This is a genomic window from Arthrobacter globiformis, assembly GCF_030815865.1.
GTDB lineage: Bacteria > Actinomycetota > Actinomycetes > Actinomycetales > Micrococcaceae > Arthrobacter > Arthrobacter globiformis_B.
In genome coordinates this window covers 4758899-4783712 of the sequence record NZ_JAUSXI010000001.1, presented here as the reverse complement: position 1 = coordinate 4783712, position 24814 = coordinate 4758899, and the positions used below count along the sequence as shown (strand labels likewise).

The window sequence follows — 24814 nt, the reverse complement described above, 5'->3', positions numbered from 1 at the left end:
ATTAGGGGTACATTCTATCCCCTCGGGTGAGATGCAATTTCCCGATGGGGTCAGATGCATTTTGCATAGAAATGGATTTTATTGAAATAGGCGACCTGTTTTACATTCCCGAAATAAACGCTCCATATGTTCAATGCAACGAGGGCGGCCGGCAAGGGCCGAACCCTCCTTAGTGGGAAGGAGACGGTCATGGACTCCACTGCGGCGGTGGTCATAACCGGCACCTATCCCGTGACACCGATTACGTCTTTGTGTGAGCCAAATCCCGGTGTCAGACTTTTTTCCAGAAGCCGGTAGCCCGGCAGCACCGGAACGGAACCCCCCTCACAGGGCCAGTTCGGACACACCTCATCACCAGCGCAGCTGATCCCTTTGCCCCGGCGGGCAGGGCCGCAGCTAACCACCCAGGAAGGCAGATAATGGGACCCACAGTTGATCTCGTCGCAGATCTTGGAGAAGGCTTCGGCGCCTACTCGATGGGCGACGACGCGGCCTTGCTTGAGGTGGTTTCCAGTGCCAACATCGCCTGCGGCTTCCACGCCGGTGACCCGGACATCATGCACGCCACGGTCGCTGAATGTGTCCGCCGCGGCGTCAGCATCGGGGCGCACCCGAGCTTCCCTGACTTGCGGGGCTTCGGCCGGCGCGCCATGGACCTGACGGCGGACGAGGTCCGCAACGACGTCCTGTACCAGTTCGGCGCGCTGAGCGCCTTCGCCGCCTACCACGGCACCACCGTCGCCCACATTGCACCGCACGGCCGCCTGGGCAACCTCGTTGCCACCCGCGCCGACTACGCAGCGGCCGTGGCCGATGCCGCCGCCCGACTGAACCCCGGCCTCATCGTCCTGGCTCAGGACGGCGAACTGGCCTCCGCCGCTGCCGATCGGCAGCTCCCGGTGGGCATCGTCGGCATCGCCGACCGCGCCTATGAAGCCGACGGCACCCTGGTTCCCCGCGGCCGCCCCGGCGCCGTGATCCACGATCCTGCCGTCATCGTCGAACGCACCGTCCGGATGGTCTGCGAGGGGCTCATCGAGACCGTCGCCGGCACGGACCTGCCGATTGTGGCCGACACGGTCCTCCTGCACGGGGACACGCCCGGCGCGGTGCAGCTGGCCCGCCAGGTCCGCGCCGAACTGGAGAACGCCGGCGTGACCATCGCACCGCTGGCGCAGGTACTGGCCGCTAAAGAAAAGGTCGCCTGAAATGGCTGGCACCCCAAATTCAACTCCGGTGGAAATCTTCGAGTGCGGGGATTCGGCCCTGCGGGTCGTCGCCTCCTCCGCTGACACGGAGGCCAACTGGAGCACCGTCCATTCCCTGGCGCAGTGGCTTGAGACTGCAGGGGCCGACGGCGTACACGGCGCAGTGCCGACGTACGATTCTCTGCTCGTGGAATTTGACCCCGGGGTCACCTCCGCGCGCCAGGTCCGGGCCTTCGTCCTCCTAGGCCTGCGCCAGCTGGAGCACGTCGGTGCACCCGCCCGCACGGCTCGCGAATTCAGCGTTCCGGTGGTCTACGGCGGCGAATACGGCCCGGACCTTGAGCGCGTCGCCGAGCACCAGCAGCTCTCCGTGGAGGAGATCATTTCGCTCCACACGGCCAAGTCCTACGTCATCCGGTGCCTCGGCGCCCCTGCCGGCTCACCCATGATGGACGGCCCCGATTTTCCGGTTCCCGTTCCGCGGCTGAAGGACCCCCGGCTGTCCGTTCCGGCAGGTGCCGTGGCCGTCGCCGGCCGGCAGGCCGTCATCGCCCCGGCGGTGGCGCCCGGTGGTTGGTGCGTCATCGGGCAGACCCCGCTGACGGTCCTTGACGCCGCCAGCGAGCCGCTGGTTCCCTACCTGCCCGGCGACCTCCTGACGTTCCGCCAGATCCAGCCGGAAGAGTTCGCGGACTACGCGGGCAGGAAACTGGAGGCAGCACAATGAGCGGGTCACTGATCATCCAGCAGCCCGGAAACTCGGTGGTCACGGACCTGGGCCGCTTCCGCGGACCCCGGTTCGGGCTGCCCGTCAACGGGGCACTCGACCAGTTCTCGGCACGGGCGGCTAACATCCTCGCCGCCAACGCAGACAACGCCCCATTGCTGGAAATAACCGCCTTGGACTTCCGCATGCAGGCCACCACCGACCTCCTCATCGCCGTCACCGGCGCACCGCTGACGCTCACCGTCGGCGGGCGCGAATGCCCGCAGTGGGAACCGGTGTCCGTACGTGCCGGGGAAACCGTGGCGGTGCGCCGCATCACCGGCGGGCTCCGCTCCTACCTTGCCGTCCACGGTTCGGTGGAGGCACCGGAACTGCTGGGAAGCTGTGCCCCGGATACGGTCATCGGGTTCGGACTCCGGCTTTCCGAGGGCACGGAGCTGAAGACCTGCAGGAGCGTCGGTCCCATCCGGCAGCCATACTTTGACCTTCCGCTGTTCCGGCTGGGGCTGACCAGGCCCGGGTTCAGCAGCAGGGCGGTCATCGACGTCACTGACGGTCCGGACGTTGACGAATTCGGCGAGACGGCAGAGCTGCTGTTCAACACCGAATACACCGTCAGCGCCCGGAGCAACCACATCGGACTGCGCCTCGGCGGGGCGCTTCCCGAACGCCAGTCCACAGCAGAAGTGCTGTCCCGCGGCGTCCCGGTCGGCGCCATCGAGGTTCCCTCCCGGGAAGAGCTGCTGGTGCTGCACCGGGGACGCGGCGTCACCGCTGGTTACCCCGTTCTGGCAGTGGTCACCAGCCGCTCGCTCGACACTCTTGCCCAGGCCCGCCCCGGGCACACCATCACCTTCCGCAAGACCACCGTCCCCGAAGCCACAGCAAAGCATCGGGCCGCAATAAGGGAACTGGAAAACCTCCGTTCCCGAGTCAACGCAATCTTCGCCCTCCTTGGCATCGGAAAAGAGCCCGGATGGCCGGAACTCGTACCGGCAGCCGGCAGCTAAGGATCACCGATGACCTCCCCTCGAACTAAGTCCAAGTTAGGAATGAAAATGTCTACATCAACACGTGCGGGTGCTCCGCAGCATGACCGCCTCGATGCGAGGCAGGCCCGGAAAGTAGTGACCGCCGGGTGTGTCGGGATTTTTGTTGAGCTTTACGACAACGGCATTTTCGCCTTCATGGCCGGAACGCTTGCGCTCGTGTTCCTGGCTCCCGGCAACCCGGACAACGCACTGCTGTTCGTCTTCGCCGGCTACGCCGTATCCTTCTTTGTCCGCCCCCTCGGTGCTGTCGTCTGCGGCATCCTGGGCGACAAGATCGGACGCCAAAAGCTCCTGGTCTTCGTCATCCTGCTGATCAGCGTCGCCACCGCCGGCATTGGGCTCCTGCCCGCCTACTCGGCCATCGGCATAGCGGCCCCCGTGTTGCTTGTGTTGCTTCGCCTGCTCCAGGGCTTCTCCGTCGGCGGCGAGGCTGCCGGCGCCATGACCTTCCTCGCCGAACACGCCCCGGAAGGCAAGCGCGGCATCATCACCTCCTACGCCCAGATCGCTTCCTTCGCTGCCCTGCTCACCGGCACTCTGGTCGCCTTCTCCATGTCGCCGTGGCTCACACAGGCAGCGATCGACGGCGGCGGCTTCGGCTCGTTCGCATGGCGCATCCCGTTCCTGGTGGCCATCCCGATGGGCGTCATCGGCTGGTACATCCGCAAGGCGATCAGCGACACCCCCAACTTCGTGAAGCTGAAGGAAGAAGGCGGGCTGTCCAAGAACCCGCTGAAGGAAGCCTTCGCTTCCGCCGAACACCGCCGCGCCATGCTGCTGGCTCTGTTCATCCCGCTGATGAACGGCTCCGGCTACTACGTCCTCTTCTCTTACATGCCGACGTTCCTCAAGGGCAAGCAGCTAAACTTCACCATCGCCGAAGCCCTGCTGGTCACCGCCTGCAGCCTCGTGGTCATCTGCATCGCCATTCCCTTCATGGGCGCCCTCTCCGACCGCATCGGACGCAAGAAGGTCATCGCCGGCTCGGCAATCGCCATGGCGGTCCTCGGCATCCCCTCCTACGCACTCATCGCCACCGGCGACATGGCCCTGGCCATCCTGGGCGCCTCCATCATGGCCGTCGTCTTCGCCGGCCACACCGCGGTGATCCACATCCTGATCGTGGAACTGTTCCCCACCCGCGTCCGGTACTCGGCCTACGGCCTGGGCTACAACATCTCCTCGGCACTCTTCGGCGGAACTGCACCGCTGCTGATGACCTGGCTGATCTCATCCACCGGCAACGTTTACATGCCCGCCTTCTACGCAGTCATCACCGCGCTGGGCACGCTGGCGGCCGTCAGCACCGTCAAGGACCGCGCGCACCTGCCGCTGCGCGACGCCTAACACATACCACTGCAATAACAGGAGACTTAGATGCCGTTTTCAGACTACTCAACCGCCCTCGTCACCGGCGCCTCAACAGGGATGGGTGCCGCGATCGCCGAGCGCCTCACTAAGCGCGGACTCACCGTGCACGCCGTGGCCCGCAACGAGGAACGCCTGAACGACCTGGCCGACAAGACCGGCGCCATTCCCCACATCGTCGACCTGACCGACACCGCGGCCCTGGCCGCCGCCGTCGGAGATCTCGAAATTGACGTCCTGGTGAACTGCGCCGGCGTGTCCCGACCGGGCAACATCCTGGACTCCTCGGAGAGCGACATCGACGAACTCATTGACGTCAACCTCCGCGGCCTGCTCCAGCTCACCCGGCTGGTCCTGCCGGGCATGGTGGAACGCGACCGCGGCCACGTCATCAACATCAGCTCCATCGCCGGCCTGTACAACTTCTACGGCCACACGGTCTACCACGCCACCAAGGCCGCCGTGCACCAGATCTCCCGCCAGCTGCGCAACGACACCGTGGGCAAGCGTATCCGCGTCACCGAGATCTGTCCCGGACGCGTCGAGACGGAGATCTTCGGACGCAATATGGGCGGCACGCCCGAGGCCATGGAAGAGGCCTGGAAGACGTACTACGAGGGCTACGAATCCCTGACCACCGACGACATCGTCAACGCCATGGACTACGCCATTGAAACACCCCGCCACGTGAACGTGGGCATGCTGGAACTCATGCCAACCTTCCAGGTCCCTGGCGGGCTGACGTTCGACCGGCGCCAGGCCTAAAGTTGCCAAGGGTGGGGCTAGCCAGAGCGGCCCCACCCAATTCACCACCCGCTCTCCAGAATCGATAGGTTTCCGATGCAACCAGTACGCACCGTCAGCTTCCCCGACCGGCAACTGCTCGCCGATCTCTCACCCCTTCCCGCAGGGCTGAAGGGTGTCGTCTGGGACATGGAGTCGGAACCCGAGGACGCGGCGCTGGGAGAGATCGACGGCGTCATCCTCCCCTACATCAACGCCGGCGCGGTTCTGGGATCGCTCGCCCGGGTGGACGACCTGAAGTTCGTCCAGACACAGTCCACCGGATACGACGGCGTCATCGAGGCCGCCGGTCCGGCGGCCGGCGTCGCCAACGCCTCCGGCGTGCATGCGGCCGCGACGGCGGAACTGGCGGTGGGTTTGATCCTCGCCAAACTGCGCGGCATCGACCAGGCCGTCCGTGACCAGCAGTACGGCCTCTGGCGGCCGGAGCGGCGCCAGTCCCTCGCCGACCGCCGCGTGCTCCTGGTGGGCGTCGGCGGGATCGGGCACGAAATTGCCCGCCGCCTGGCGCCCTTCGAGGTCACGGTCACCCGGGTAGGAAGCACAGCGCGGACCGACGAGCACGGCGAGGTCCACGCCTCGGCGGACCTGGCCGCGCTCGCCGCAACGCACGACATCCTGGTTACGGTGCTGCCGCTGAACGACCACACCCACCACCTGATCGGCGAGGAAGTCCTCGCTGCCCTGCCCGACGGCGCCCTCGTGGTGAACGTGGGCCGCGGCCCGGTGGTGGACACCTCAGCCCTGACCAAGGAAGTCCTGTCCGGCCGCCTGCAGTGCGCCCTCGACGTCGTCGATCCGGAACCGCTTCCGCAGGACCACCCGCTGTGGTCCACGCCCAACGCCCTCATCACGCCCCACGTCGGCGGCAACGCGTCCGCCTTCCAGCCCCGGATTCTGAAGCTCCTGCGGCAGCAGCTCGAAGCCCTGGCCTCGGGACAAACCCCTGGCAACCTCGTGCAGCGCGGCCCGTTCTAAGGAACTGGCCCCTTCAAACGAACAGCGCGAACGGACACTTGAGGCCCCGGCCGCACGGGCCTCAGGTGTCCGTTCGCGCCAATATGCTGAACCACCATCTTGCGCACTGCGCAGACCGCGGCGAAGGAGCTGCTCTTCATGACTTCACTTTTTGATTTGACTGGGCGGGTTGCCCTGGTGACTGGTTCGAGCCGGGGGATCGGTAACGCGTTGGCGCGGGCTTTGGCCGATGCCGGCGCGACGGTGGTGTTGAACGGGGTGAATCCGGAGCGGTTGAAGGCGGCGGAGGCGGTGATGGCCGCGGAGTACGCGCCGGGCCGGGTGCACAGTGTGGCGTTTGATGTCACGGACGACGCTGCGGCCGCGGCCGGTGTGGCGTGGGTCGAGGAGCACGTGGGCCCGCTGGAGATTCTGGTGAACAATGCCGGGATCCAGCACCGGGTGCCGATGCTGGAGCTGGACGTGAAGGACTGGGAGCGGGTGATCTCCACGGACCTGACCAGCGCGTTTCTGGTCGGGAGGGAGGCGGCCCGGCACATGATTCCGCGCGGTCACGGGAAGATCATCAACATCTGTTCGGTGCAGACGGACCTGGCCCGGCCCACGATCGCCCCGTACGTGGCGGCGAAGGGCGGTTTGCGGAACCTGACCCGGGCGATGACCGCGGAGTGGGCGGGATCGGGTCTGCAGATCAACGGCATCGCGCCGGGGTATATCCATACCGAGATGACGCAGAACCTGGTGGATGATGAGCAGTTCAATGCCTGGATCCTGGGCCGGACCCCGGCGGCCCGGTGGGGCACGGTGCAGGATTTGGCCGGCCCGGCGGTGTGGCTGGCCTCCAGTGGGTCTGATTTTGTGAACGGGCAGACGATCTTTATCGACGGCGGAATGACGGTGGTGGTCTGATGACACACACAGAACAAATCCTGCCGGTCTCCGGTCCGGCGGTGGTCGCGCACGCGAAGGGCGACCTGCGGATCGACGAGGTCCCGCTGAAGGCCCCGGCGCCGGATGAGGCGGTCGTGGAGGTGCTGTTCGGGGGGATTTGCGGATCGGACCTGCATTACTGGCTGCACGGCGCGGCGGGGGAGTCGATCCTGAAGGCGCCGCTGGTGCTGGGCCATGAGATTTCCGGGCGCGTCGTCAAGGCCGCCGCGGACGGGACCGGACCGGCCGCGGGGACCCCGGTGGCGGTGCACCCGGCCACCCCCGGAGCCGGCACGGGCCCGGACGCGCCCAGGTACCCGGCGGAGAGGCCGAACCTGTCGCCGGGGTGCACGTACCTGGGTTCCGCGGCGAGGTATCCGCACACGGACGGGGCGTTCAGCCGGTACGTGACCCTGCCGGTCCGGATGCTCCGGGCCCTGCCCGAGGATCTGGACCTGCGCACCGCCGCTTTGATCGAACCGGCGTCCGTGGCGTGGCACGCGGTGGCAAGGGCCGGGGACGTGGCCGGCAAAACCGCGCTCGTGATCGGGTCCGGCCCGATCGGGGCTTTGGCGGTCGCGGTCCTCAAACGCGCCGGCGCTGCCCGGATCGTGGCGGTGGACATGCACGCCAAACCTTTGGAGATCGCCGCACAGGTGGGCGCGGACGAGGTCCTCAACGCCGCCGACGCCGACGCGATCGCCACGGTGCAGGCCGACGTCGTGATCGAGTCCTCCGGGAACCACCACGGGCTGGCCTCCGCGATCCAGGGCGCTGCCCGGGGCGGGACCGTGGTCCTGGTCGGGCTGCTGCCCACCGGCCCGCAGCCGGTCCTGATCTCCCTGGCCATCACCCGCGAACTGGACCTGCGCGGCTCGTTCCGGTTCAACGACGAAATCGACGAGGTCATCACCGCCCTCGCCGACGGCACCCTGAGCATTGACCCGGTCATCACCCACGACTACCCCGTCACCGACGCCCTCGAAGCCTTCGAGACCGCCCGCAACTCCGCCCAATCCGGCAAAGTCCTCCTCAACTTCACCGGCTAGAGCCACCAACGGAAAGAACAACAATGATTACGAACCTGCCAACCCCTGGTTGTCATGGGCATTTCCGGCTGCGGAAAGTCGACCGTCGGCGCGCTGCTGGGCGAGCGCCTGGGCGGGCCCTTCTTCGACGGGGATGACTGTCATCCGCCGGCCAACAAGGCCAAGATGGCAAGCGGCACACAGCTAAACGACGAGGACAGGGCACCGTGGCTCGCCGAGATCGGCGCCGCCCTGGCAACGCCCAGCGACGGAGCAGGCACGCGCATCATTGCCTGCTCGGCCCTCAAGCGGAGCTACCGGGACCTGCTGCGCAGCTACACACCTGACCTGCTGTTCATCCACCTTTCCGGCGGGGCCGCCACCATTTCGGGCCGGATCACCGGCCGGGCGCACGAATACATGCCCAGCAGCCTCCTGGCTTCGCAGCTTGCGACGTTGGAGCCGCTGGGAACCGATGAGGCGCACATTCCCGTGGATATCCTCGCCGATCCGGCATCGCTGGTGGACGGCATCGTCCGCAGGCTGGAACTTTCCTAGCCCTACCTCTGGGGCAGGATCCCGGTGGCCGTGCCCTTGGCGAGTTTCACCTCGGTGTTGATGATCTCTACGGAGCACTGAAACTGCGCGTTGCAGCTTTGCAGAACGATGGTGGCCGCGGCCGTGCCTTCGTTGAACGCCATCACGTTGGGAACCACCCGGAGGGTGACGGTCTGGGCCTGCCTGGTGCAGCTGAGCTGTTCGTTTCCAATGCCGCCGGCTATCCGTCCGTCGCTGACTCTTTGGGTGAGCTGGATGACGGGTACCGCGATGAGCAGGGTGGGATCAGTGTCGCAGACAAAGGTCACCGGAACATCGACGGCGGCGCCGTCGGCGACGAGGATTCCTGGTCCCGCGCTAACGAGCGTCGCGGGGGCTGCGTGGGCGGGGGCGGCGATGCCCATTAGGCCGGCGGCGAGAGCGACGGCGGCGAGGCGGCTTGTGGTGCCTAACATCAAGTTCTCCCTTTATCGGAAGCGTGGCGTCCTGCGTCGCCCGTGGCGTGCCAACGCGGCGAGCGGGCGCCTGGATTTACGGGGCCATGATTGTACGCGCCATGGCCCCTGACGGCGGCGCCGTTTGGGGTGCCGCGCTGTACCGCCAAACCTCCGGCACTGCCAAACATCCGGCGCGGCCGAAAGTCCGGCTGGCCGAACCATACTCACGTACCGGTTGCGCTGACAAGAGCCAAAAACAAAGGAAGCGGACGACGGCGGGAGGGCCCGCCGTCGTCCGCTTGCTTTAGTGCGTTAGGGCGTTAGTGCCAAAGCCCTTAGTGCCACAGACCGAGGGCGAACTCCGCTATCACCGTGGACAGCAGGAACGATGCGGTGACGGCCACCAGGCCCACCGGGATGATCTTCCAGCCGATGTTTTTCAGCAACGGAATGTCCTTGCCCAAGGACAGGCCGGCGAGGGTCAGCATGACCGTGGCGATGGACAGGAAGTCGACCGACTTGATGGGCCCGGCGAGTGCTGGCGCGCCGAAGAACCACGGGCTGGAGATGTAGGCGCCGATGGTGGTGATGTAGACGATTGCCGAGATCTTCTTGGTGAGCTTGGCCAGGGCAATGCTGACCAGAACGAGGGCGAGCATGATTGCGTACCCGGCGACGATGGTCAGGCTGAATCCCTTGGCCGCCACCGAAGCGGTGCCGATGCCGAGGACGGTCAGGACCGAGAGGGAGAGCCACAGCGGCAGGTGCATGGCCGCTGACGATTCGGCCACACGCTCCCGGAACCGCCGGTTTTCCTCGGCCTGGGCTGCTTCCCGTGCTGTGTCTGCGCCGCCGAGCTCCGTATCAGCAACGCGGTGCGTGGCGGCAGCGCTGCGCTGGGTGTCCGCATGCTGTGGCGGGGCGCCGGCCGTGACCGCGGCCTCTTCCCTGGTCTGCCTGCGGGTGAGGACCCGGTAGAAACGGTCCGCCAGCGGTAAGGCGAGGTAGATGCCGACGTAGACGCCGAGGATGGTGGTGATCAGGTTGGAGATGGCCGCCATGCCGAGGATGGCCTCCTGGTCGCCGGGGTAGGCGGCGATGATGCTGGCGGAGGATGCTGCCATCATGGACCCGGACCCCACGCCTGCGCCCATGGCCAGGGCAAGGGGGTCGAAGATCTTCCAGTTGGACACAAGGGAGGTCAGCAGCGTGATGTACACGGCGCCGAACAGGGTTCCGAAAACGTACATGGCCAGGACGCCGCGGTACTGGTCGGAGTCGGGGCCGTACTTTTCGGAGACCATGGCGAAGGACGGTTCCCGGTCAAGGGAGAACGTGGCACCGACCGTCGCCTTGCCCATCCGGAGCAGCACGGCCAGCGGGAGGGCCAGGGCAATGGTGCCCAGCAGGTGGCCCACTTCCTGCAGCAGCAGCGCCGGCCCTGCCTTGAGCAGGGTGGGAAGGCTGGGCCCGATGTTGAACGCCAGCCTGGCCACCAGGAGCAGCACGGCAACACCGACCAGCGCGGCGGCGACCCGCTGCAGGTCCAGGCCCAGGGGCTTGAACTTTTGGACCGAGACCAGCAGCCCGAGGATGAGGCCCCAGACCATGGGGAAGATGACGATGGCGCCGATGCCGACGTCGATCTTGGCCTGGCCGATCAGCTGGACCGCCAGGGCAATGACAAAGGCCAGTGCGGCGATGGGAAGCGTCAGCCGGATACCGGCCCTGTCTGTCCGCACGGGTGTTGTGCTGGTGCTCATGATGTGCCTTCCTGTGTGACCGTCTGACCGCGGTAAGCAGCTTCGATCAGGCGTGCCCTTTCGGTGGGGGTGGTGGCCGCGGCGGCGACCGTCCAGGCCAGCGCGATGGCGGCCTCGGACATCACGGCGTAGGCCGCGGGGGAGTCTGCAAGTGCGGCGAAGCTGTGCGAGTGGATGGGCACGTCGGCACCGGGAATGCTGAGCCAGGGATGCAGGCTGGGGATGACCTGGGAGATGTTGCCCATGTCCGTGGAGCCGCCGCTGATGCCGGCCGAGGGGGAGGTGTCCTTGCCAAACACCACCATGGCTTCGGTCCAGTGCGCCGCCAGGGCGTCGTCCTGGATCAGCGGTTCGTAGAGCGGCTCCGTATCCTCGATGGCCAGCGTGGTGCCGGTGGCCAGGGCGGCCCCCTCGAAGCAGCGGCGGACACGCTCCAGCAGTGCCTCGTATTCCCTCAGGGTGAAGGCCCTGCATTCAAACTCCACCACTGCCCGTTCCGGAATGATATTGGTGACGTGACCGGCCTCTGCGATATACATTGCGATCCGGTGGTCGCCGGGGATTTGCTGGCGCAGCAGGCCGACGGCCACCTGGCTCAGCACGGCGGCGTCCGCGGCGTTCACGCCCTGGTGCGGGGCTGCCGCCGCGTGGGCTGCCTGTCCGGTGAACGTCGCCCGGTACCGGCCGACGGCCTGGGCGCTGGTGCCCGCGGGGTTGTAGGTCACCCCGCCCTGGACCGGATGGACCATCAGGGCGAGACTGACGCCGTCGAACGCGCCGCGTTCCAGCAGCAGGGCCTTGCCGCCGCCGTGTTCCTCCGCCGGCGTCCCGATGGCCTTCAGGGTGATGCCTAATTCATCCACGAAGGGCTGCAGAGCCAGGGCGGCACCCACGGAGGTGCCGGCGATCAGGTTGTGCCCGCACGCGTGTCCGATGTCCGGGAGTGCGTCGTATTCCACGCACAGCGCAACCGTCAGGTCGCCGCTGCCGGCGGTGGCGGTGAAGGCCGTGGGAAGGCCGCCCGTGCCGCGTTCCACCTCGAAGCCGCCCTCGGCCAGCAGGTCTGCAACCGCTTCGGCCGAGCGGACCTCCTCGAAGGACACCTCCTTGAATGCGTGGATCTGGTGCGCCATTTCCTGCACCCGCGGTTTCCACCTGCTGACCCTCTCCGCAAGGGCCGTGCGCAGGGTGGACGTTTCTGTCAGTTCCATGAACAATGCCTGCCCTAGTAGGAAAGCGACGGGAAGGGGGCGCCCGCTGCACGGGTCGGCACCCAGATGGCCTTGGTTTGCGTGTACTCATCCAGGACGCCCGGGCCGGAGGACCGGCCGTGGCCGGAGTCCCCGAACCCGCCGAACGGAACAGCCACGTGGATGGTCTTGTAGGAGTTGATCCAGAACGTGCCGGCCTTCACCTGGCGTGCCACGTGGTGGGCCCGTGAGACGTCGGACGTCCACACCGCGCCGGCCAGGCCGAAGTTCGTGTTGTTGGCCCGGGCAATCGCCTCGGCCTCCGTGTCGAAGGCATCGGCCCCGACGACGGGCCCGAAGACCTCCGTGGTTTCCAGCCTGTTCTGCGGCGTCACGCCGTCGAGCAGGGTGGGCATCACCCAGTGGCCACCGGCCAGCGGTGACCGGGCCAGAGCGTCAGGAAGCGCTCCGCCCGTGATCCTGCGTCCGCCGTCGTTCATTCCAGCCTCGATCAGCGAGGTGACGGTGGCAAACTGCTGGGCCGTGATGATGGGGCCCACCTCGGTGTCCGCGCTTAGCGGGTCACCGACCCGCAGCCTCGCGGCGCGGGCGGCGACCAGTTCCACGAACTGGGCGTGCACGCTGCGCTCCACCAGGAGTCGCGATCCGGCCACGCATGACTGCCCGGCGCCGGAGAAGATCGCAGCGATGGCGCCGTCGGCAGCCCGTTCCAGATCGGCGTCCGCGAAAACGATGTTGGCGCTCTTGCCGCCGAGTTCCAGCAGGGCGGGAATGCCGGCCTGTGCGGCGGCGACGGCCACCCGGCGCCCGGTGGGGACGGAGCCGATGAAGCTGACCTTGCCGACGCGCCGGTCGCTGGTAAGCGCGGCACCCACGGTCTGGCCCAGCCCCGCCGCAACGTTGAACACACCTGCCGGCAGGCCGGCCTCGTGCGCCAACTGGGCGAGGCGGATGGAGGAGGCCGGCGTGAATTCGCTGGGCTTGATGATCACGGCGTTGCCCGCGGCCAGCGGCGCGGCGGAGTTCCAGCCGGCGGTGAACAGCGGCGCGTTCCACGGGGTGATGGCGACGACGACGCCCCAGGGCACACGTTCGGTGTAAGTGTGCCAGGGGCCGGGAACGGGAATGGTCTGGCCGGTCAGCTTGTCTGCCCAGCCCGCGTAATAGCCGAACATCTCGGCGACCTTGGCGGCCTCCACCCGGGCGTCGCGGATGGGCTTCCCGGTGGTGGCTGACTCGAGGATGGCCAGCTCCTCCGCGTGCGCTTCAACGGTGCGGCTGACGTTGCGAAGGATGGCGGCCCGTTCGAACCCGTTCATTTCGCCCCAGGTTTTCGCCCCGGCGACTGAGCTCTCCAGGATGGCGTTGGCGCCCTCGGTGCCGGGGTCGGCGTAGGTGGCGAACGGTTCGCCGGTGGCGGCTGCGGTGAGGGTGACGTTCTCGCCGCTGCCGGGGACGGTCCTGCCGTCAAGGAATGCCCCCAGGCCGGCGGGGAACGCTTCGTCCAAGACGGTCCTGGCGGTGGCCGCTGACGAGGAGGTGGGTGGTGTGGTGGTGCTCAACGTGGTGGTCCTCTGGTTGTCTTATTAAGGGAGGCCGTCAGGCGACGGCGGTGGCGTCGTCTGTATTGCCGGGCGCTCCGGCGGGGGTGATGGCCGGGGCAACGGTCCGCGCGATCTCGGTGAAATCCGCGCGCGGCCCGAGGGCGGCCAGGGCTTCCTGCCATTGGCTGGCGACGGCGGCCAGCAGCGCCGGGTTTTCGCCGATCTGGGCAGCGACGTCGACGGCGAGGGCGGCGTCGCGTGCCATGAGCCCCAGCGAAAAACCGGAATCGTGGGTTCCGGAGAGCACCCAGTCGGGGTACATGTTCGCGGAGACCTTGCTGCCGCCGGAGGCTTCGCTGATGCTTGCTGCCGCCTTGGCCGGATCGATGCCGTAGGCGTTGGCGACACCCAGGGCCTCGCCGACCGAGACCAGGTTGGCCGCCGCCAGGACGTTGTTGAGGAGCTTGACGACGTTGCCGCTGCCGGGTCCGCCGATGTGGTTGTACTTGCCGCCGGTGAGTGCCTGCAGAACGGGTTCGGCGGCGGCAAGGGCCGCGTCCGTTGCTCCGACAAAGGCGCTCAGGGTTCCGGTTGATGCGCCGTCGCGGCCGCCGGAGACCGGGGCATCGACGAACGCTGCGCCTTGCGCTTCGGCGAGTTCGGCCATCTGCTTGCTCGTTGCCGGTTCGGAGGTGGTGGTGTCAATGATTGCTACGGTTCCCTGTGATGCCAGGAGCTGGGGAACGGTGGACTCCACGACGCTGGCCGCGGGCAGCGAGAGCACCGCGTAGGGGGTGCCAACGAGATCTTCCAGGCTGCCGGTGGTGGCGATGCCGGCGTCGGACGCGGCGGTCCGTGCTGCCTCGGAGGGGTCGAAGCCGGTGACCTTCCAGCCGGCCTTGTGAAGCGTGGCTGCCATCGCCCCGCCCATGGAGCCGAGGCCGATGACGGCGATGCGGCGGTCGGTGCTGGTGTTCATGAAGGTGCTCCTTGAAGCAGATGAGTGGCGTTCCGGGACTGCAGGACCGGGGCCAGGTCAGTCGAGATAGATGTCGAGGTCTTTCCACAGCTGTTGTGTGCGGCGGATGGCCGCGCGGCTGCGCTCGGGGTGAGCGGCCTCCATGCCCGCGAGCAGGCCGTAGACCAGCGAATTTGCCGCGGTGACCGATTGGAAGAAGGAGATGCCTTCCGACGCCACCACCAGGAGGTGGTCGGCGGCTGCTGCCAGCCGGCCGCGGCGCATGTCACTGATGGCGATGACCTTGGCCCCCGCCTGTTTCGCGGCTTCGGCGGTGACAATGATCTGCCGCATGGAGCGCCACATGTTGATGACCACCAGGACGTCGCCCGGCCCAAGGGCGTTGACGCTGGAGGCGAGGTGGACCGCCCCGCGGTTCTCCAGCGTGATGGGGTACCCCATGGTCGAGCCCAGATGCGCCATCACGCTGGCGGGGCCGGCGAAGGAGCCCAGACCGACGACGGTGATGGACTTGGCCGCGGCCATTGCTGCTATGGCTGCCTCGGCTTCGTCGGCCGTGTTGGAGTCCAGGGTCAGGCGCAGGTTTTCGATGTCGTGGTTGAGCGCGTCATGCAGGGGACTGCGGTGTTCCCCGTGCTCGGTCAGGGTGTCCTCCGTGGAGATCAGGACCAGGTAACGGGACCGCAGTTCCCGCTGGAGATCCGGCCAGCCGCGGTAGCCCAGGTGCTGGGCCGCGCGGACCACAGTCGAATTGTTGACGTCCGCCCGCTGCGCGATTTCGGCGATGTCCGAATACGAGGAGAGCTGCGGGTTGCGCGCAATCACGTCGACTACCCGGCTCTGGGCCTTGGAAAGCGGAACATCGGGAAGCGCGTCGCCAAGCCACGCATGTGAAGCGGCGGCGCCTGTCCCTGTGCTGGCTTCCACGCCGGCCGTGCTGGGGTTCAAGTGCAAGCTCTTTCTCTGAACGTGATCTTTAGCCTGACTTCCGTGGCGCAGATCACTCTGCAAGATAGATTGCATCCAATGTACTCTGCAATTCTGTTTGCGGAAAGTACTATCGGATTCCCGCCGTGAATCCTCGGTCCGATCGTCCATTGCGGCGGTGGCGGGACCGCGTCACCATGAAGATATGACCACCGAAAATCCCGGCGCCGGGGAGCTGAACCTGCCGCAGGCGTTCCTTCTTCTGGCGACGAATGACGAGGACGGCGAGCCGGAAGTGCCGCCCAGCGTACTCAAAGCCGCCCTCTCCGGGGCAATCCTGGCCGAGCTGGACCTGCTGGGCGCAATTCAGCTGCAGGGGAAATACGTGAGGGCCACCGGGGCCCCTCCGCAATCCGACTTCCAGCACCAGTGGGAGCTGATCCACGACAAGTCACGGCCGCACAGCCCGCGGCGTTGGGTTGCCATGCTGGAAAGCCGCGCCGAACTGCACCGTGTTTATGAGGGCATGGCGGCGCTCGGCGTCGTAGCTCATGTGGGCGAAAAGCATCTTGGCGTCTTCAGGACCACGCGCTACCCGGAGAAGGACCATGCTCCGGAAGCGGCACTTCTGGCGAGGATTGAAGGCATACTCAACGGATCGTCGCCGGCGGACGCCAGAACCGCCGCGCTGATTGGACTGCTGCACGCGGCAGGGCTGATGGACAAGCTTTTCCCGGGCGCCGGTCCTGCCCGGCTCAGGGAATTGACCGGTGACCACTGGCCTTCCCGTGCGGTGCGGGACGAACTTCGGATGATCAGGCTTGCGGAGGCAGAAGCCGCCACATAACGATACTTGCAGGAAACCCGGCCTGCTGATTTACTTCCTGCACGGTTCCCTAAGCAGAACGGGTCCGAGCGCTTTGCGCGCTGCCATCGGGGGAGCACCTGTCGGAGGGGTTATGGCTGGGGAACATCGCGACGATTTAGTGATGCAATCGCTGCTGCTGGACGAGATCGGCCAATCGGTCATCGGCATGGACGGCGACTGGCGAATTACGTACTGGAACCGCGCATCGGAGCGCCTGTACGGGTTCAGCCCGGACAAGGTTCTGGGAGCGAAGATCACGGACCTGGGAATCGTGGGCGATGCTGACGCACGGGGCGGGGGCGCCACCGACCGGGAAATAGCGAACAGGGTGGCCGGCGGCGGGGACTGGGCCGGCGAACTGTGGGCGCGTCACAGCACAGGCCGGGAGTTTCCGGTCCACGCGACAGTCAGCCGTATCCGGGGCCGGCACACGGTGCCCGTGGCCGTGGTGGCGATCTCGAAAGACATCACCGACCGGAAGCACACGGAGGCCATCCTGCGCCGGCTCTCAGCGATGGTCGAGTCCTCCGGCGATGCCATTATCGGGGCGGACCTCACCGGGAAGATCACCAGCTGGAATGCCGGAGCTGCAAGGATGCTCGGCTGGAGCTCCTGGGAAGCTGTGGGACAAAGCCACCGGCTGCTGACCGCCGACGACGGCGCGTTTTTCGGAACCGAGGTCCCCACCCGTTCAGGGAACGGGGCGTTCGTCACCGGTGTGGAGGCGCGGTGGCAGTGCAAGGACGGGTCGGTCATCGACGTCGAACTGACAGTGTCTCCCGTCTACGACCAGGACGGCGCCCAGGTGGGGGCATCTGCCATTGCCAGGGACATCACGGAGATCCAGCGCCTGAAAGCCGCGGCTGAGGCGGAGCGCGAGCGGCTATTGGCCGCCCAGGAGATGGCGCACGTTGGAAGCGTCGAGCACACGGTTGTGACGGGGGAGACATGGCACTCGGAGGAATTCGGCCGGATTCTGGGGCTGTCCGCGGAGGACCGGAAGGACCGGGAGTCCATCCTGGCGCTGACGCATCCCGAGGACAGGGACCGCGTTCGCCAAGTCTGGAAGAGCCTGGACGGCGGGCTCGGCTTCGCGGACTTCGAATACAGGATCCTCAGGCCCAGCGGCGAACAGCGCTGGCTGCACTCACGGATCCGCACCATGAACAATGCGGACGGCAAGCCCGTACGGTTCTTGGACACTGTCCTGGACATCACCGACCGGAAGGACGCTGAACAGATCCTGGAGTGGCAGGCGCGCCATGATGCCCTGACCGGCCTGCCTAACAGGTACATGGTTACCGAAGTCCTTCAGGATTTCCTGGACCGGGCGGCTCAGCCCGTGGTGATGTTCGTCGACGTCGACCGTTTTAAACTGATCAATGACGGCATCGGCCACGGCGCCGGGGACACAATTCTGGTGCTGCTGGGTGAACGGCTGAAGGCCGCCGTCAGGGACGGCGACACCGTGGGCCGGTTCGGAGGTGACGAATTCGTGGTGATCTGCGAGAACCTCCAGATGTGCGGAGCCCAGGGCCTGGCCGAACGGATTAAAGAGGCGACGAGGCAACCTTTCGATGTGGACGGCCGGCAGATTTACCTCAATGTCAGCGTCGGCATCGCCCTTGCCGAAGCTGAGGACACCGCAGAATCCATGCTGCAGGGAGCGGACGCCGCCATGTACCGGGCCAAATCCGCCGGCGGGGATTCGTCAGCCATTTACGACGTGCGCATGACCGGCAGGGCCACGGGACGCCTGGACCTGGAGTCGGATCTGCGGCTTGCCTTGGAGCGCAATGAGCTGTCTCTGAACTACCAGCCGATCATTGACGTTTCTACTGAGGGCGCCGTCGGCTTCGAGGCGCTGCTGCGCTGGCACCACCGTGAGCACGGCCCGATCATGCCCGACGCCTTCATCCCCATTGCCGAGGAAACGGGCCTTATCCTGCCGATCGGCACCTGGGTGCTCCGCGAAGCGCTGCGCCAGGTGCAGCAGTGGCGCACCCAGGTTCCGGGGGCGGAGAACTTCACGGCGGCAGTGAACATCTCCGGCCGCCAGCTTGTGGCCGGCGATTTTCCCGACGTCGTGGAGGCGGCCATCCGCGACACCGGTATTGACCCGGGGGCCGTCCAGCTGGAAATCACCGAGACGGTGCTCATGGACCAGCCGGACCTGCCCAAGGAAACCCTGCAGCGGCTGGCCCGCCTTGGGGTGGGCCTTTCTATCGACGACTTCGGCACCGGCTACTCGTCGCTCAGCTACCTCAAGTGGCTCTCGGCCCGCACCCTCAAGATCGACCGCACCTTTGTCGAGGAGCTGGGGACCGATCCGCACGGGGCCACGATCATCGAACTGGTCCTTGGCATGGCCGAGAGCCTGCGGCTTGATGTGGTGGCCGAAGGCGTGGAAACCGCCGTGCAGCTGAGCGAACTCCGCCGGCTGGGTGTGCGCCTCGCGCAGGGTTACCTGTGGAGCAAGCCGCTGCCGGCAGAGCGGATTCCGGCCTGGCTGCAGTCCCACCCGGCCAAGCGTCCATCGGCGATTTCCCTGCCCCGGGTCGGCTGACCGCACGTTTTGGTTCCGAGTTTTTGTACAGATAATGGCCGCTAAACGCCCTTTAAGTCGCGACAAGTGGACAAAAACTCGCCTCCGACGTCGGGTGTAGATTTGCAGCATGGAGGCCCGCACTCGCAAGCGCCGCTGGTTGATCGTCGCCGTTGTGGGCGCCGCCGTGCTGGTGCTAGGTCTGGCCCTGTTTAAGCCGTGGCTTCTGTTTGTGGACGTGCGGGTGGATGAGCAGCTGCCCACAGTTGTGGCGTCGGCGGAGCAACCTCAGCCGGCCCCTTCCGCCACCGCGAATCCGCCCTCCGGGACACCAACCACGGCGCCTGTGGATCCGGTCCAACTTGCCGAAGGCTCGCTCATCAGTCACGAGCACGCCACCACAGGAACCGTCAGAATCATTCAGCAGACCGGCGGGAAACGCGTTCTGACTCTGGAGAATCTCGACACTTCCAACGGTCCGGATGTGCACGTCTGGCTCAGCGCCGCGGATGTAGTGGAGGGAACAGCCGGCTGGTTCACGGCCGGTTCCGCCGAACACTTTGACTTGGGCATGATCAAGGGAAACCAGGGCAACCAGGTGTACGTGATCCCCGACGAGCTTGACCTGGCCAGGTACAAGTCGCTGGATCTGTGGTGCGTCCAGTTCAGTGTTTCCTTCGGAGCGGCCCAGCTCGCCAAGTGACGGTCACCGGCTTCCATATGGCGTTTTTGTACAGATAATGGCCGTAAAACGCCCCGGAAGTCGCGATATGTGGACGAAAACTCCCTCGTACGTGCCGCCGGGTGGTCCCTCCCGTTCTCCTCCGGCTGGAGCTCTTGTCCAGATATTGGACCCAAACCTCAATGTCATCACAGATTATGTGGAGGATTTCCGCAGGATTGTGTGCAATGCCTTTCTGGGCGGTTCCCGCAGGGTATTTTTCAACAGGGGAAATCGACGGCCAGCAATGCAAAGCTGTGGGTGACGACCCCCGTAAACCAGAACCGCCCTCGTCGCGAAAGGCTCCTATGTCTTACTCCAGCAACCAGCCGTACCAGTATCCGAACTATCCGAATGTGCAGCAGAACAACTCCCGTGAGTTTTTCCGCGGCAGCAAATTCAAGGAAAAGTCCGTGATCTTCGGCGTCATCGGATTCTTTTTCCTCGGCATCGTGTTTGGTCCACTGGCAATTTCCAATGCCCGGAAAGCGGAAGCTTTGCACCACTCGGCAACCTTGGGCAAGGTTCTCGGCTGGATTGACACGATCGCAGGCGTTCTGTCGATACTCGTCTTCGTCTTGATAGCCATCGCGGCAGCCTCCGGTTCAGGCAATTAGCCGATTACAAGACTGTATTCATCGGGCCCCGAAAGTATCTTGCTGCCCGTCGCAAGACCACATAGTTTTTACGCACGCCGTGTGCATTTCGCTGGACCGATGAAAGTGGACCTGGAGGGGACAATGGAGTTTGCTGAACGACTGACCGCGCTGGCAGCAAAAGTGCGACAGCAGAGGTCACAGATCGAGACGGAGGAGGCAACGAAGAACGCGTTCGTGATGCCCTTCATCTCGACGATTCTTGGCTACGACGTCTTCAATCCTTTGGAAGTTGTGCCGGAGTTTACGGCTGACGTCGGTGTGAAAAAGGGAGAGAAGATCGACTATGCCATCATGCATGGTGGCACGGTGCAGATCCTTATCGAGTGCAAGAAATCCAAAGAGGCGTTGCGGATTGAGCACGCCTCGCAGCTTTATCGCTACTTCGCGGTGACTAATGCCCGGATCGCGATACTGACCAACGGCGAGGTTTATCAGTTCTTCACCGATCTGGACGCACCAAACCGCATGGACGCTAAGCCATTCCTCGTCCTCGACCTCAACGAGGTTGACGAGACCCTCATCCCCGAGTTGATGAAGCTGTCCAAGGACGTCTTTGACCTTGACTCGATCATCAGTGCAGCCGGTGAGCTGAAGTACATCGGGGCAATAAAGCGAGTTATCGCATCGGAGTTCAAGCAGCCTGAGGATGACTGGATCAAATTCCTGACGGCGAAAGTCTATGAGGGCCCATACACCCAGAAGGTCAGGGAGCAATTCACTGGTCTGGTAACGAAGGCCACCAAGCAGTTCCTCAACGACCAGGTCAACGAGCGGTTGAAGACGGCCCTAGGGGCACCGAACTTCCCGATGGCAAGTGACCCTGAGATCGCGGCTACTGTCACCAGCGAAGAATCGGCCGAGAACGACCTGATCGAGACCGGGATCGAGACAACTCTCGAAGAGCTGGAAGGCTTCCATATTGTCCGGGCGATCGTCTGTGGTGACGTGAAGCCTGCGCGGGTCGTGCAGCGCGACGCGAAGTCCTACTTTGCGGTTCTGCTCGATGACAACAACAGGAAGCCGATCGCCAGATTGCACTTCAACCGCGTCCAGAAGTATCTGGGTGTGTTCGACGAGAGCAGGACTGAGACGCGTATCCCAATCAGCTCCTTGGACGAGATCTACGAACACGCAGACATTCTGCGAAGCAGCGTTCGTAGCTACCTGGAGTCATAAGCAGCCGCAGCGGGAACGCAGCTAAACGCAAGAAGGACGACGGCGGGTGGTCCCGCCGTCGTCCTCCTTCACTTCGAGTTTTTGTACAGATACTGGTCGCTAAACGCCCTTGAAGTCGCGACAAATGGACAAAAACTCCATGCTGGCGAGGTGGTGTGTGGCGCGGTTAGAGGTTTGCGGCGAGGTGCTCGCCTACTGCGAAGGCCCGGGTGATGGCCGAGCCCAGGGTCGCCCCGCCGCCCGGGTAGTTATTGCGGAAAACGCCCGCGGAGACGTTGCCTGCCGCGTAGAGACCCGGGATGGGCTGCCGGTGCCGGTCAAGGACCCGGCCGTTGAAGTCGGTGTCCAGTCCGCCGGAGGTTCCCAGCACGCCGGCGGAAATCCGGACCGCGTAAAACGGCGCAGTCGTCAAAGGCGCCAGGCAGGGGCTGGGCGTGTTGGCGGCGTCGCCGAGGAAGCGGTCCTGGGGCGTCGCTCCGCGGTGGAACTCAGTGTCCACTCCCTTTGAGGCGTCGGCGTTGAACCTGGCCACCGTGGCGGCCAGTCCGGCCGGGTCCACCCCGACCTTGCAGGCCAGTTCCTCCAGTGAATCCGCGGCCGACATCCAGTCAGCCGGGGAACCTGCGGCCGAGCCGGCCACCGGGTACTTCGACAGGTACGCCGCGTCGAACACCAACCAAGCTGGGTTGTTCTGCTGGCGGCCGGTCAGAGGGTCAACGGAGGCGAACACGCGGCTGGCATCGTGGTAGTTCAGCGCCTCATTGACGAAGCGCTTCCCGGCCGCGTTCACAGTGATCGATCCAGGCAGGGTCATCTCCACGTTCCCCATCCGGCCGGACCGCACGCCGTCGTACTCGTGGGCGGCCTCGGAAATCACCGGGACTCCCCAGATGGCGGTCATGTCCGCCACGGCGGCGCCGGCCTTCAGCCCGAGCTCCAGCCCGTCGCCCTCGTTGGACGGCGCGCTGATGGGCGTCACCGGAAACGGCAGGAACGCACGGCGGAGCCTCGGGTTCCATTCGAAACCGCCCGAAGCGAGCACGACGGCGGCCGCGGACATTGTTTTGCCGGCTGCGGCGCCGCCGAGGGTCACGTTCCATTTGTCCCCATCGCGGGCCAGGTCCTCGACCGGCGCGGAAACCGCAATCTCCACGCCACGGTCCAGCGCGCTCGCCAGCAGCGACCCCACCAGGGCGCCACCCATGGTCCGCACGCCCGTGGCGGCACGCCGTGCCAGCAGCTCCGGATCCGCCGCCCGGCCGTTGAGCCGGTCGCGCTCGGTCATGGTCAGCAGCGGAAAGTACGACGACGGCCGGATCGCCTCCGCGAGGCCCGGGTACCCCGACGGGTCGAAGGCGCCGTTGTCCAGGCCGCGCCCGCCGTCGGCCGCCCCCGGCCATTCCATGTGGTAATCCGGGCGGGCGATCGGTGTCAGGGAGAGCCGGGTTTCTCCGTCGAGATAGGCGACGGCGCGCGGCGCCGTCCGGACGTACCACTCCACTTCCGCGGGGGTCAGCACGTGTCCGGCGGCCTCGGTGAGGTACGCGACCCCGTCCTCATGGCTGTCCCGGAAGCCGGCCTGTCGGGCCAGATGGTTGTTCGGTGCCCACATCACGCCGCCGCCGGCTGCCGTGGTGCCGCCGAGCAGCGGTGCTTTCTCGGCCACCAGCACCCTCAGCCCCGCGTCGGACGCCCGGATCGCCGCGACCAGGCCCGCCGCGCCGCTGCCTGCCACCACAACGTCGTAGGTGCCCGAGATTTTTCCGACAGGGGTGAGCAGCCGGCTTGCCCCAACGCCGCTCACGCCGTCGCCCCCGCGCGGACGGCAGTTGCCGCCGCGGCGGACTGCGCGGCCGGCATGTCCACCACAATCTTCCCCACCGGCTCGTCTCGGCTGCGCATCAGTTCAAAGGCCTGCTGCAGATTTTCGAAGGCGAAGCGGTGCGTCATCAGGGCGCGGGCCTGGTCCCGGTGCCGGGCCAGCAGCTCCAGTCCCGCCGGGATGAGGTTCAGGCTGTTCCGGCTGCCCAGCAGGTCGATCTCCTTGAAAGGCATGGCGTTCATGGGGACGGATGCGGTCCGCGCCGAAATGCCCACCTGGACGATCCGTCCGGCACTCGCCACGAGACGGACAGCCGTCTCCAGCGAGGACGGAACACCCGTGGCCTCGATGACCAGCTCCGGCCCGGAAGAATCCGTCAGCGCAGCCAGCCGGACAGCCTGGTCCCCGCTGGGGAAGTCCGCACGGGGATCCACCAGCAGCGTCTCAATGGCTCCGAACGCAGAAGCCAGCTTCAGTCGGTCCTGCTCCGTGTCGGCGCAGACAACCCGCACGCCGAGGTCCGTCAGGTACAGCGTGGCGAGCAGCCCGATCGGACCGCTGCCCAGCACCAGGGCCGTTTCCCCCGGTGAAGGCCGGCCCCGGTTCACCGACTGCATGGCGATGGACGCGGGCTCGGCCATGGCCGCAAGATCCAGTTCCAGGCCGTCCGGCACGGGGCACAGTTTTCCCACCGGCACGCTGATCAGCTCCACGAGCGCGCCGTCCGAATAGCAGCCGATGCAGCCGATGTTCTCGCAGACGTTGAACCGGCCCAGCCGGCACGGCCGGCACTGTCCGCAGTAGATCATCGGGCTGACGGCAACGCGGTCACCGGTGCGGATGCCGGCGTCGTTGTTTCCAATGGCCTCCACGATGCCGGCAAATTCATGGCCCTGGATGACGGGCAGCCCGGCCGGGTAGTCGTCCTCCCAGATGTGCAGGTCCGTGCCGCACAGGGTGACGTTGTGGACCCGGACCAGGGCATGACCCGGCTCGAGGGCCGGTTCCGGAACGTCCTCGTAGCGGATGGTCTCCTTGGTGACGGTGCGCGCGATCAGCATGATGCGCTCCTAGTTCCGTGCGGTGCCGGCGTCGGCGCCGAAAACGACGTTCCACTGCCGGATGCGGCGCTGCTTCACGAGGCCGTTGAGATAGAACGGGTCCTGGTCCATCAGTGCCTCGACGTCAGCCTTCGACTCCGCCTCGACGATCAGCAGTGCGCCCGGATCCTCCTCGGGCCCGAACGGACCGCTCTTCACCAGCCTGCCCTTGTCGAACTGCTCCTGCAGGAACTCGACGTGGCGGGGGCGGTGTTCGTCCCGGCCGGCAGACGTGTTGGCGGAGTAGGCGTAGGTGACAGCGAATGTTCCCATGGGTGTGTCCTCATCGTTGAGCAGGTGGATGTTCCACTCCATCGTGGCCACCGGGATTGTGCCGCGTCCAACACTTATCTGGTCAATGAGTATGTGTAGAAAACACATAATGTACGACGGCGGGAGGCCGGCTTGA

General features: G+C 65.9%; 23 protein-coding genes. 14 read left to right on the top strand and 9 right to left on the bottom strand.

What is annotated here, in order from left to right; genetic code table 11:
- Positions 1–419: 419 nt before the first annotated feature.
- From QFZ33_RS22330 to QFZ33_RS22290, 9 genes are all read left to right on the top strand, one after another.
- Positions 420–1208 (top strand): LamB/YcsF family protein, encoded by a 789-nt coding sequence (locus QFZ33_RS22330; RefSeq protein ID WP_307031084.1) that lies wholly within the window; start codon positions 420–422, stop codon positions 1206–1208.
- Between the two features lies 1 nt (position 1209).
- Entirely contained in the window at positions 1210–1935 is a 726-nt protein-coding gene (locus QFZ33_RS22325) for a 5-oxoprolinase subunit B family protein (protein ID WP_307031082.1), read from the top strand.
- Positions 1932–2945, top strand: coding sequence for a biotin-dependent carboxyltransferase family protein (locus tag QFZ33_RS22320; protein WP_307031080.1), 1014 nt, complete (start codon positions 1932–1934; stop codon positions 2943–2945). The genes QFZ33_RS22325 and QFZ33_RS22320 overlap by 4 nt, the downstream gene beginning before the upstream one ends.
- Positions 2946–2993: 48 nt before the next feature.
- Positions 2994–4334: an MFS transporter gene (locus tag QFZ33_RS22315; protein ID WP_307031078.1), complete on the top strand. Its 1341-nt coding sequence runs from the start codon at positions 2994–2996 to the stop codon at positions 4332–4334.
- A gap of 30 nt (positions 4335–4364) precedes the next feature.
- Complete coding sequence (locus QFZ33_RS22310; RefSeq protein ID WP_307031076.1) at positions 4365–5120, top strand: SDR family oxidoreductase; 756 nt, start codon at positions 4365–4367, stop codon at positions 5118–5120.
- 75 nt (positions 5121–5195) lie between these two features.
- A complete protein-coding gene (locus QFZ33_RS22305) occupies positions 5196–6137 on the top strand; it encodes a 2-hydroxyacid dehydrogenase (protein ID WP_307031074.1) in 942 nt (313 codons plus the stop codon).
- Positions 6138–6275: 138 nt separating this feature from the next.
- Positions 6276–7046, top strand: a complete 771-nt coding sequence (locus tag QFZ33_RS22300; protein ID WP_307031957.1) for an SDR family oxidoreductase — start codon at positions 6276–6278, stop codon at positions 7044–7046.
- Positions 7046–8116, top strand: coding sequence for an L-idonate 5-dehydrogenase (locus QFZ33_RS22295; RefSeq protein ID WP_307031072.1), 1071 nt, complete (start codon positions 7046–7048; stop codon positions 8114–8116). The genes QFZ33_RS22300 and QFZ33_RS22295 overlap by 1 nt, the downstream gene beginning before the upstream one ends.
- 54 nt (positions 8117–8170) lie before the next feature.
- Complete coding sequence (locus tag QFZ33_RS22290; protein ID WP_307031070.1) at positions 8171–8653, top strand: gluconokinase; 483 nt, start codon at positions 8171–8173, stop codon at positions 8651–8653.
- A gap of 2 nt (positions 8654–8655) precedes the next feature.
- Here QFZ33_RS22290 and QFZ33_RS22285 read toward each other — a convergent pair whose 3' ends face one another.
- The 6 genes from QFZ33_RS22285 to QFZ33_RS22260 all read right to left on the bottom strand — a co-directional run bounded on the left by QFZ33_RS22285 (position 8656) and on the right by QFZ33_RS22260 (position 15535).
- Positions 8656–9108: a hypothetical protein gene (locus tag QFZ33_RS22285; RefSeq protein ID WP_307031068.1), complete on the bottom strand. Its 453-nt coding sequence runs from the start codon at positions 9106–9108 to the stop codon at positions 8656–8658.
- Positions 9109–9425: 317 nt separating this feature from the next.
- Positions 9426–10853, bottom strand: coding sequence for a DUF3100 domain-containing protein (locus QFZ33_RS22280; RefSeq protein ID WP_307031067.1), 1428 nt, complete (start codon positions 10851–10853; stop codon positions 9426–9428).
- A complete protein-coding gene (locus tag QFZ33_RS22275; protein ID WP_307031065.1) occupies positions 10850–12064 on the bottom strand; it encodes an amidohydrolase in 1215 nt (404 codons plus the stop codon). Before QFZ33_RS22275 ends, QFZ33_RS22280 begins: the two co-directional genes overlap by 4 nt.
- Before the next feature lie 14 nt (positions 12065–12078).
- On the bottom strand, positions 12079–13626 hold the full coding sequence (locus QFZ33_RS22270) for an aldehyde dehydrogenase family protein (protein ID WP_307031062.1): 1548 nt from the start codon (positions 13624–13626) through the stop codon (positions 12079–12081).
- A gap of 37 nt (positions 13627–13663) precedes the next feature.
- The gene (locus QFZ33_RS22265) at positions 13664–14587 is read right to left on the bottom strand and encodes an NAD(P)-dependent oxidoreductase (protein ID WP_307031060.1); all 924 of its coding nucleotides are present in this window, start codon (positions 14585–14587) and stop codon (positions 13664–13666) included.
- A gap of 57 nt (positions 14588–14644) precedes the next feature.
- Positions 14645–15535: a MurR/RpiR family transcriptional regulator gene (locus tag QFZ33_RS22260; RefSeq protein ID WP_307031058.1), complete on the bottom strand. Its 891-nt coding sequence runs from the start codon at positions 15533–15535 to the stop codon at positions 14645–14647.
- Between the two features lie 184 nt (positions 15536–15719).
- On the opposite strand from QFZ33_RS22260, the gene QFZ33_RS22255 reads away from it, so the two are divergent.
- From QFZ33_RS22255 to QFZ33_RS22235, 5 genes are all read left to right on the top strand, one after another.
- Complete coding sequence (locus tag QFZ33_RS22255) at positions 15720–16361, top strand: GOLPH3/VPS74 family protein (RefSeq protein ID WP_307031056.1); 642 nt, start codon at positions 15720–15722, stop codon at positions 16359–16361.
- A gap of 142 nt (positions 16362–16503) precedes the next feature.
- Entirely contained in the window at positions 16504–18948 is a 2445-nt protein-coding gene (locus tag QFZ33_RS22250; protein WP_307031054.1) for a sensor domain-containing protein, read from the top strand.
- A 109-nt stretch (positions 18949–19057) separates the two neighbouring features.
- Entirely contained in the window at positions 19058–19630 is a 573-nt protein-coding gene (locus QFZ33_RS22245; RefSeq protein WP_307031052.1) for a DM13 domain-containing protein, read from the top strand.
- A gap of 206 nt (positions 19631–19836) precedes the next feature.
- Positions 19837–20265: a hypothetical protein gene (locus QFZ33_RS22240; protein WP_307031050.1), complete on the top strand. Its 429-nt coding sequence runs from the start codon at positions 19837–19839 to the stop codon at positions 20263–20265.
- Between the two features lie 123 nt (positions 20266–20388).
- Complete coding sequence (locus QFZ33_RS22235) at positions 20389–21483, top strand: type I restriction endonuclease (RefSeq protein WP_307031956.1); 1095 nt, start codon at positions 20389–20391, stop codon at positions 21481–21483.
- A gap of 166 nt (positions 21484–21649) precedes the next feature.
- Here QFZ33_RS22235 and QFZ33_RS22230 read toward each other — a convergent pair whose 3' ends face one another.
- From QFZ33_RS22230 to QFZ33_RS22220, 3 genes are read right to left on the bottom strand one after another with little or no spacing between them, the layout of a single operon-like run.
- Positions 21650–23287: an FAD-dependent oxidoreductase gene (locus QFZ33_RS22230; RefSeq protein ID WP_307031049.1), complete on the bottom strand. Its 1638-nt coding sequence runs from the start codon at positions 23285–23287 to the stop codon at positions 21650–21652.
- The gene (locus QFZ33_RS22225) at positions 23284–24366 is read right to left on the bottom strand and encodes a zinc-dependent alcohol dehydrogenase (RefSeq protein WP_307031047.1); all 1083 of its coding nucleotides are present in this window, start codon (positions 24364–24366) and stop codon (positions 23284–23286) included. Before QFZ33_RS22225 ends, QFZ33_RS22230 begins: the two co-directional genes overlap by 4 nt.
- 9 nt (positions 24367–24375) lie before the next feature.
- On the bottom strand, positions 24376–24720 hold the full coding sequence (locus QFZ33_RS22220; RefSeq protein WP_307031045.1) for a YciI family protein: 345 nt from the start codon (positions 24718–24720) through the stop codon (positions 24376–24378).
- Positions 24721–24814: the final 94 nt, after the last annotated feature.

Bases quoted from the DNA above. Each gene is read 5' to 3' on its own strand.
- QFZ33_RS22220 (WP_307031045.1), bottom strand. From the start codon at position 24,720: ATGGAGTGGAACATCCACCTGCTCAACGATGAGGACACACCCATGGGA.
- QFZ33_RS22235 (WP_307031956.1), top strand. From the start codon at position 20,389: ATGGAGTTTGCTGAACGACTGACCGCGCTGGCAGCAAAAGTGCGACAG.
- QFZ33_RS22245 (WP_307031052.1), top strand. From the start codon at position 19,058: ATGGAGGCCCGCACTCGCAAGCGCCGCTGGTTGATCGTCGCCGTTGTG.
- QFZ33_RS22295 (WP_307031072.1), top strand. From the start codon at position 7,046: ATGACACACACAGAACAAATCCTGCCGGTCTCCGGTCCGGCGGTGGTC.
- QFZ33_RS22320 (WP_307031080.1), top strand. From the start codon at position 1,932: ATGAGCGGGTCACTGATCATCCAGCAGCCCGGAAACTCGGTGGTCACG.
- QFZ33_RS22290 (WP_307031070.1), top strand. From the start codon at position 8,171: ATGGGCATTTCCGGCTGCGGAAAGTCGACCGTCGGCGCGCTGCTGGGC.
- QFZ33_RS22280 (WP_307031067.1), bottom strand. From the start codon at position 10,853: ATGAGCACCAGCACAACACCCGTGCGGACAGACAGGGCCGGTATCCGG.
- QFZ33_RS22330 (WP_307031084.1), top strand. From the start codon at position 420: ATGGGACCCACAGTTGATCTCGTCGCAGATCTTGGAGAAGGCTTCGGC.
- QFZ33_RS22285 (WP_307031068.1), bottom strand. From the start codon at position 9,108: ATGTTAGGCACCACAAGCCGCCTCGCCGCCGTCGCTCTCGCCGCCGGC.
- QFZ33_RS22225 (WP_307031047.1), bottom strand. From the start codon at position 24,366: ATGCTGATCGCGCGCACCGTCACCAAGGAGACCATCCGCTACGAGGAC.
- QFZ33_RS22255 (WP_307031056.1), top strand. From the start codon at position 15,720: ATGACCACCGAAAATCCCGGCGCCGGGGAGCTGAACCTGCCGCAGGCG.
- QFZ33_RS22315 (WP_307031078.1), top strand. From the start codon at position 2,994: ATGTCTACATCAACACGTGCGGGTGCTCCGCAGCATGACCGCCTCGAT.
- QFZ33_RS22325 (WP_307031082.1), top strand. From the start codon at position 1,210: ATGGCTGGCACCCCAAATTCAACTCCGGTGGAAATCTTCGAGTGCGGG.
- QFZ33_RS22240 (WP_307031050.1), top strand. From the start codon at position 19,837: ATGCCTTTCTGGGCGGTTCCCGCAGGGTATTTTTCAACAGGGGAAATC.
- QFZ33_RS22275 (WP_307031065.1), bottom strand. From the start codon at position 12,064: ATGGAACTGACAGAAACGTCCACCCTGCGCACGGCCCTTGCGGAGAGG.
- QFZ33_RS22265 (WP_307031060.1), bottom strand. From the start codon at position 14,587: ATGAACACCAGCACCGACCGCCGCATCGCCGTCATCGGCCTCGGCTCC.
- QFZ33_RS22310 (WP_307031076.1), top strand. From the start codon at position 4,365: ATGCCGTTTTCAGACTACTCAACCGCCCTCGTCACCGGCGCCTCAACA.
- QFZ33_RS22250 (WP_307031054.1), top strand. From the start codon at position 16,504: ATGCAATCGCTGCTGCTGGACGAGATCGGCCAATCGGTCATCGGCATG.
- QFZ33_RS22300 (WP_307031957.1), top strand. From the start codon at position 6,276: ATGACTTCACTTTTTGATTTGACTGGGCGGGTTGCCCTGGTGACTGGT.
- QFZ33_RS22305 (WP_307031074.1), top strand. From the start codon at position 5,196: ATGCAACCAGTACGCACCGTCAGCTTCCCCGACCGGCAACTGCTCGCC.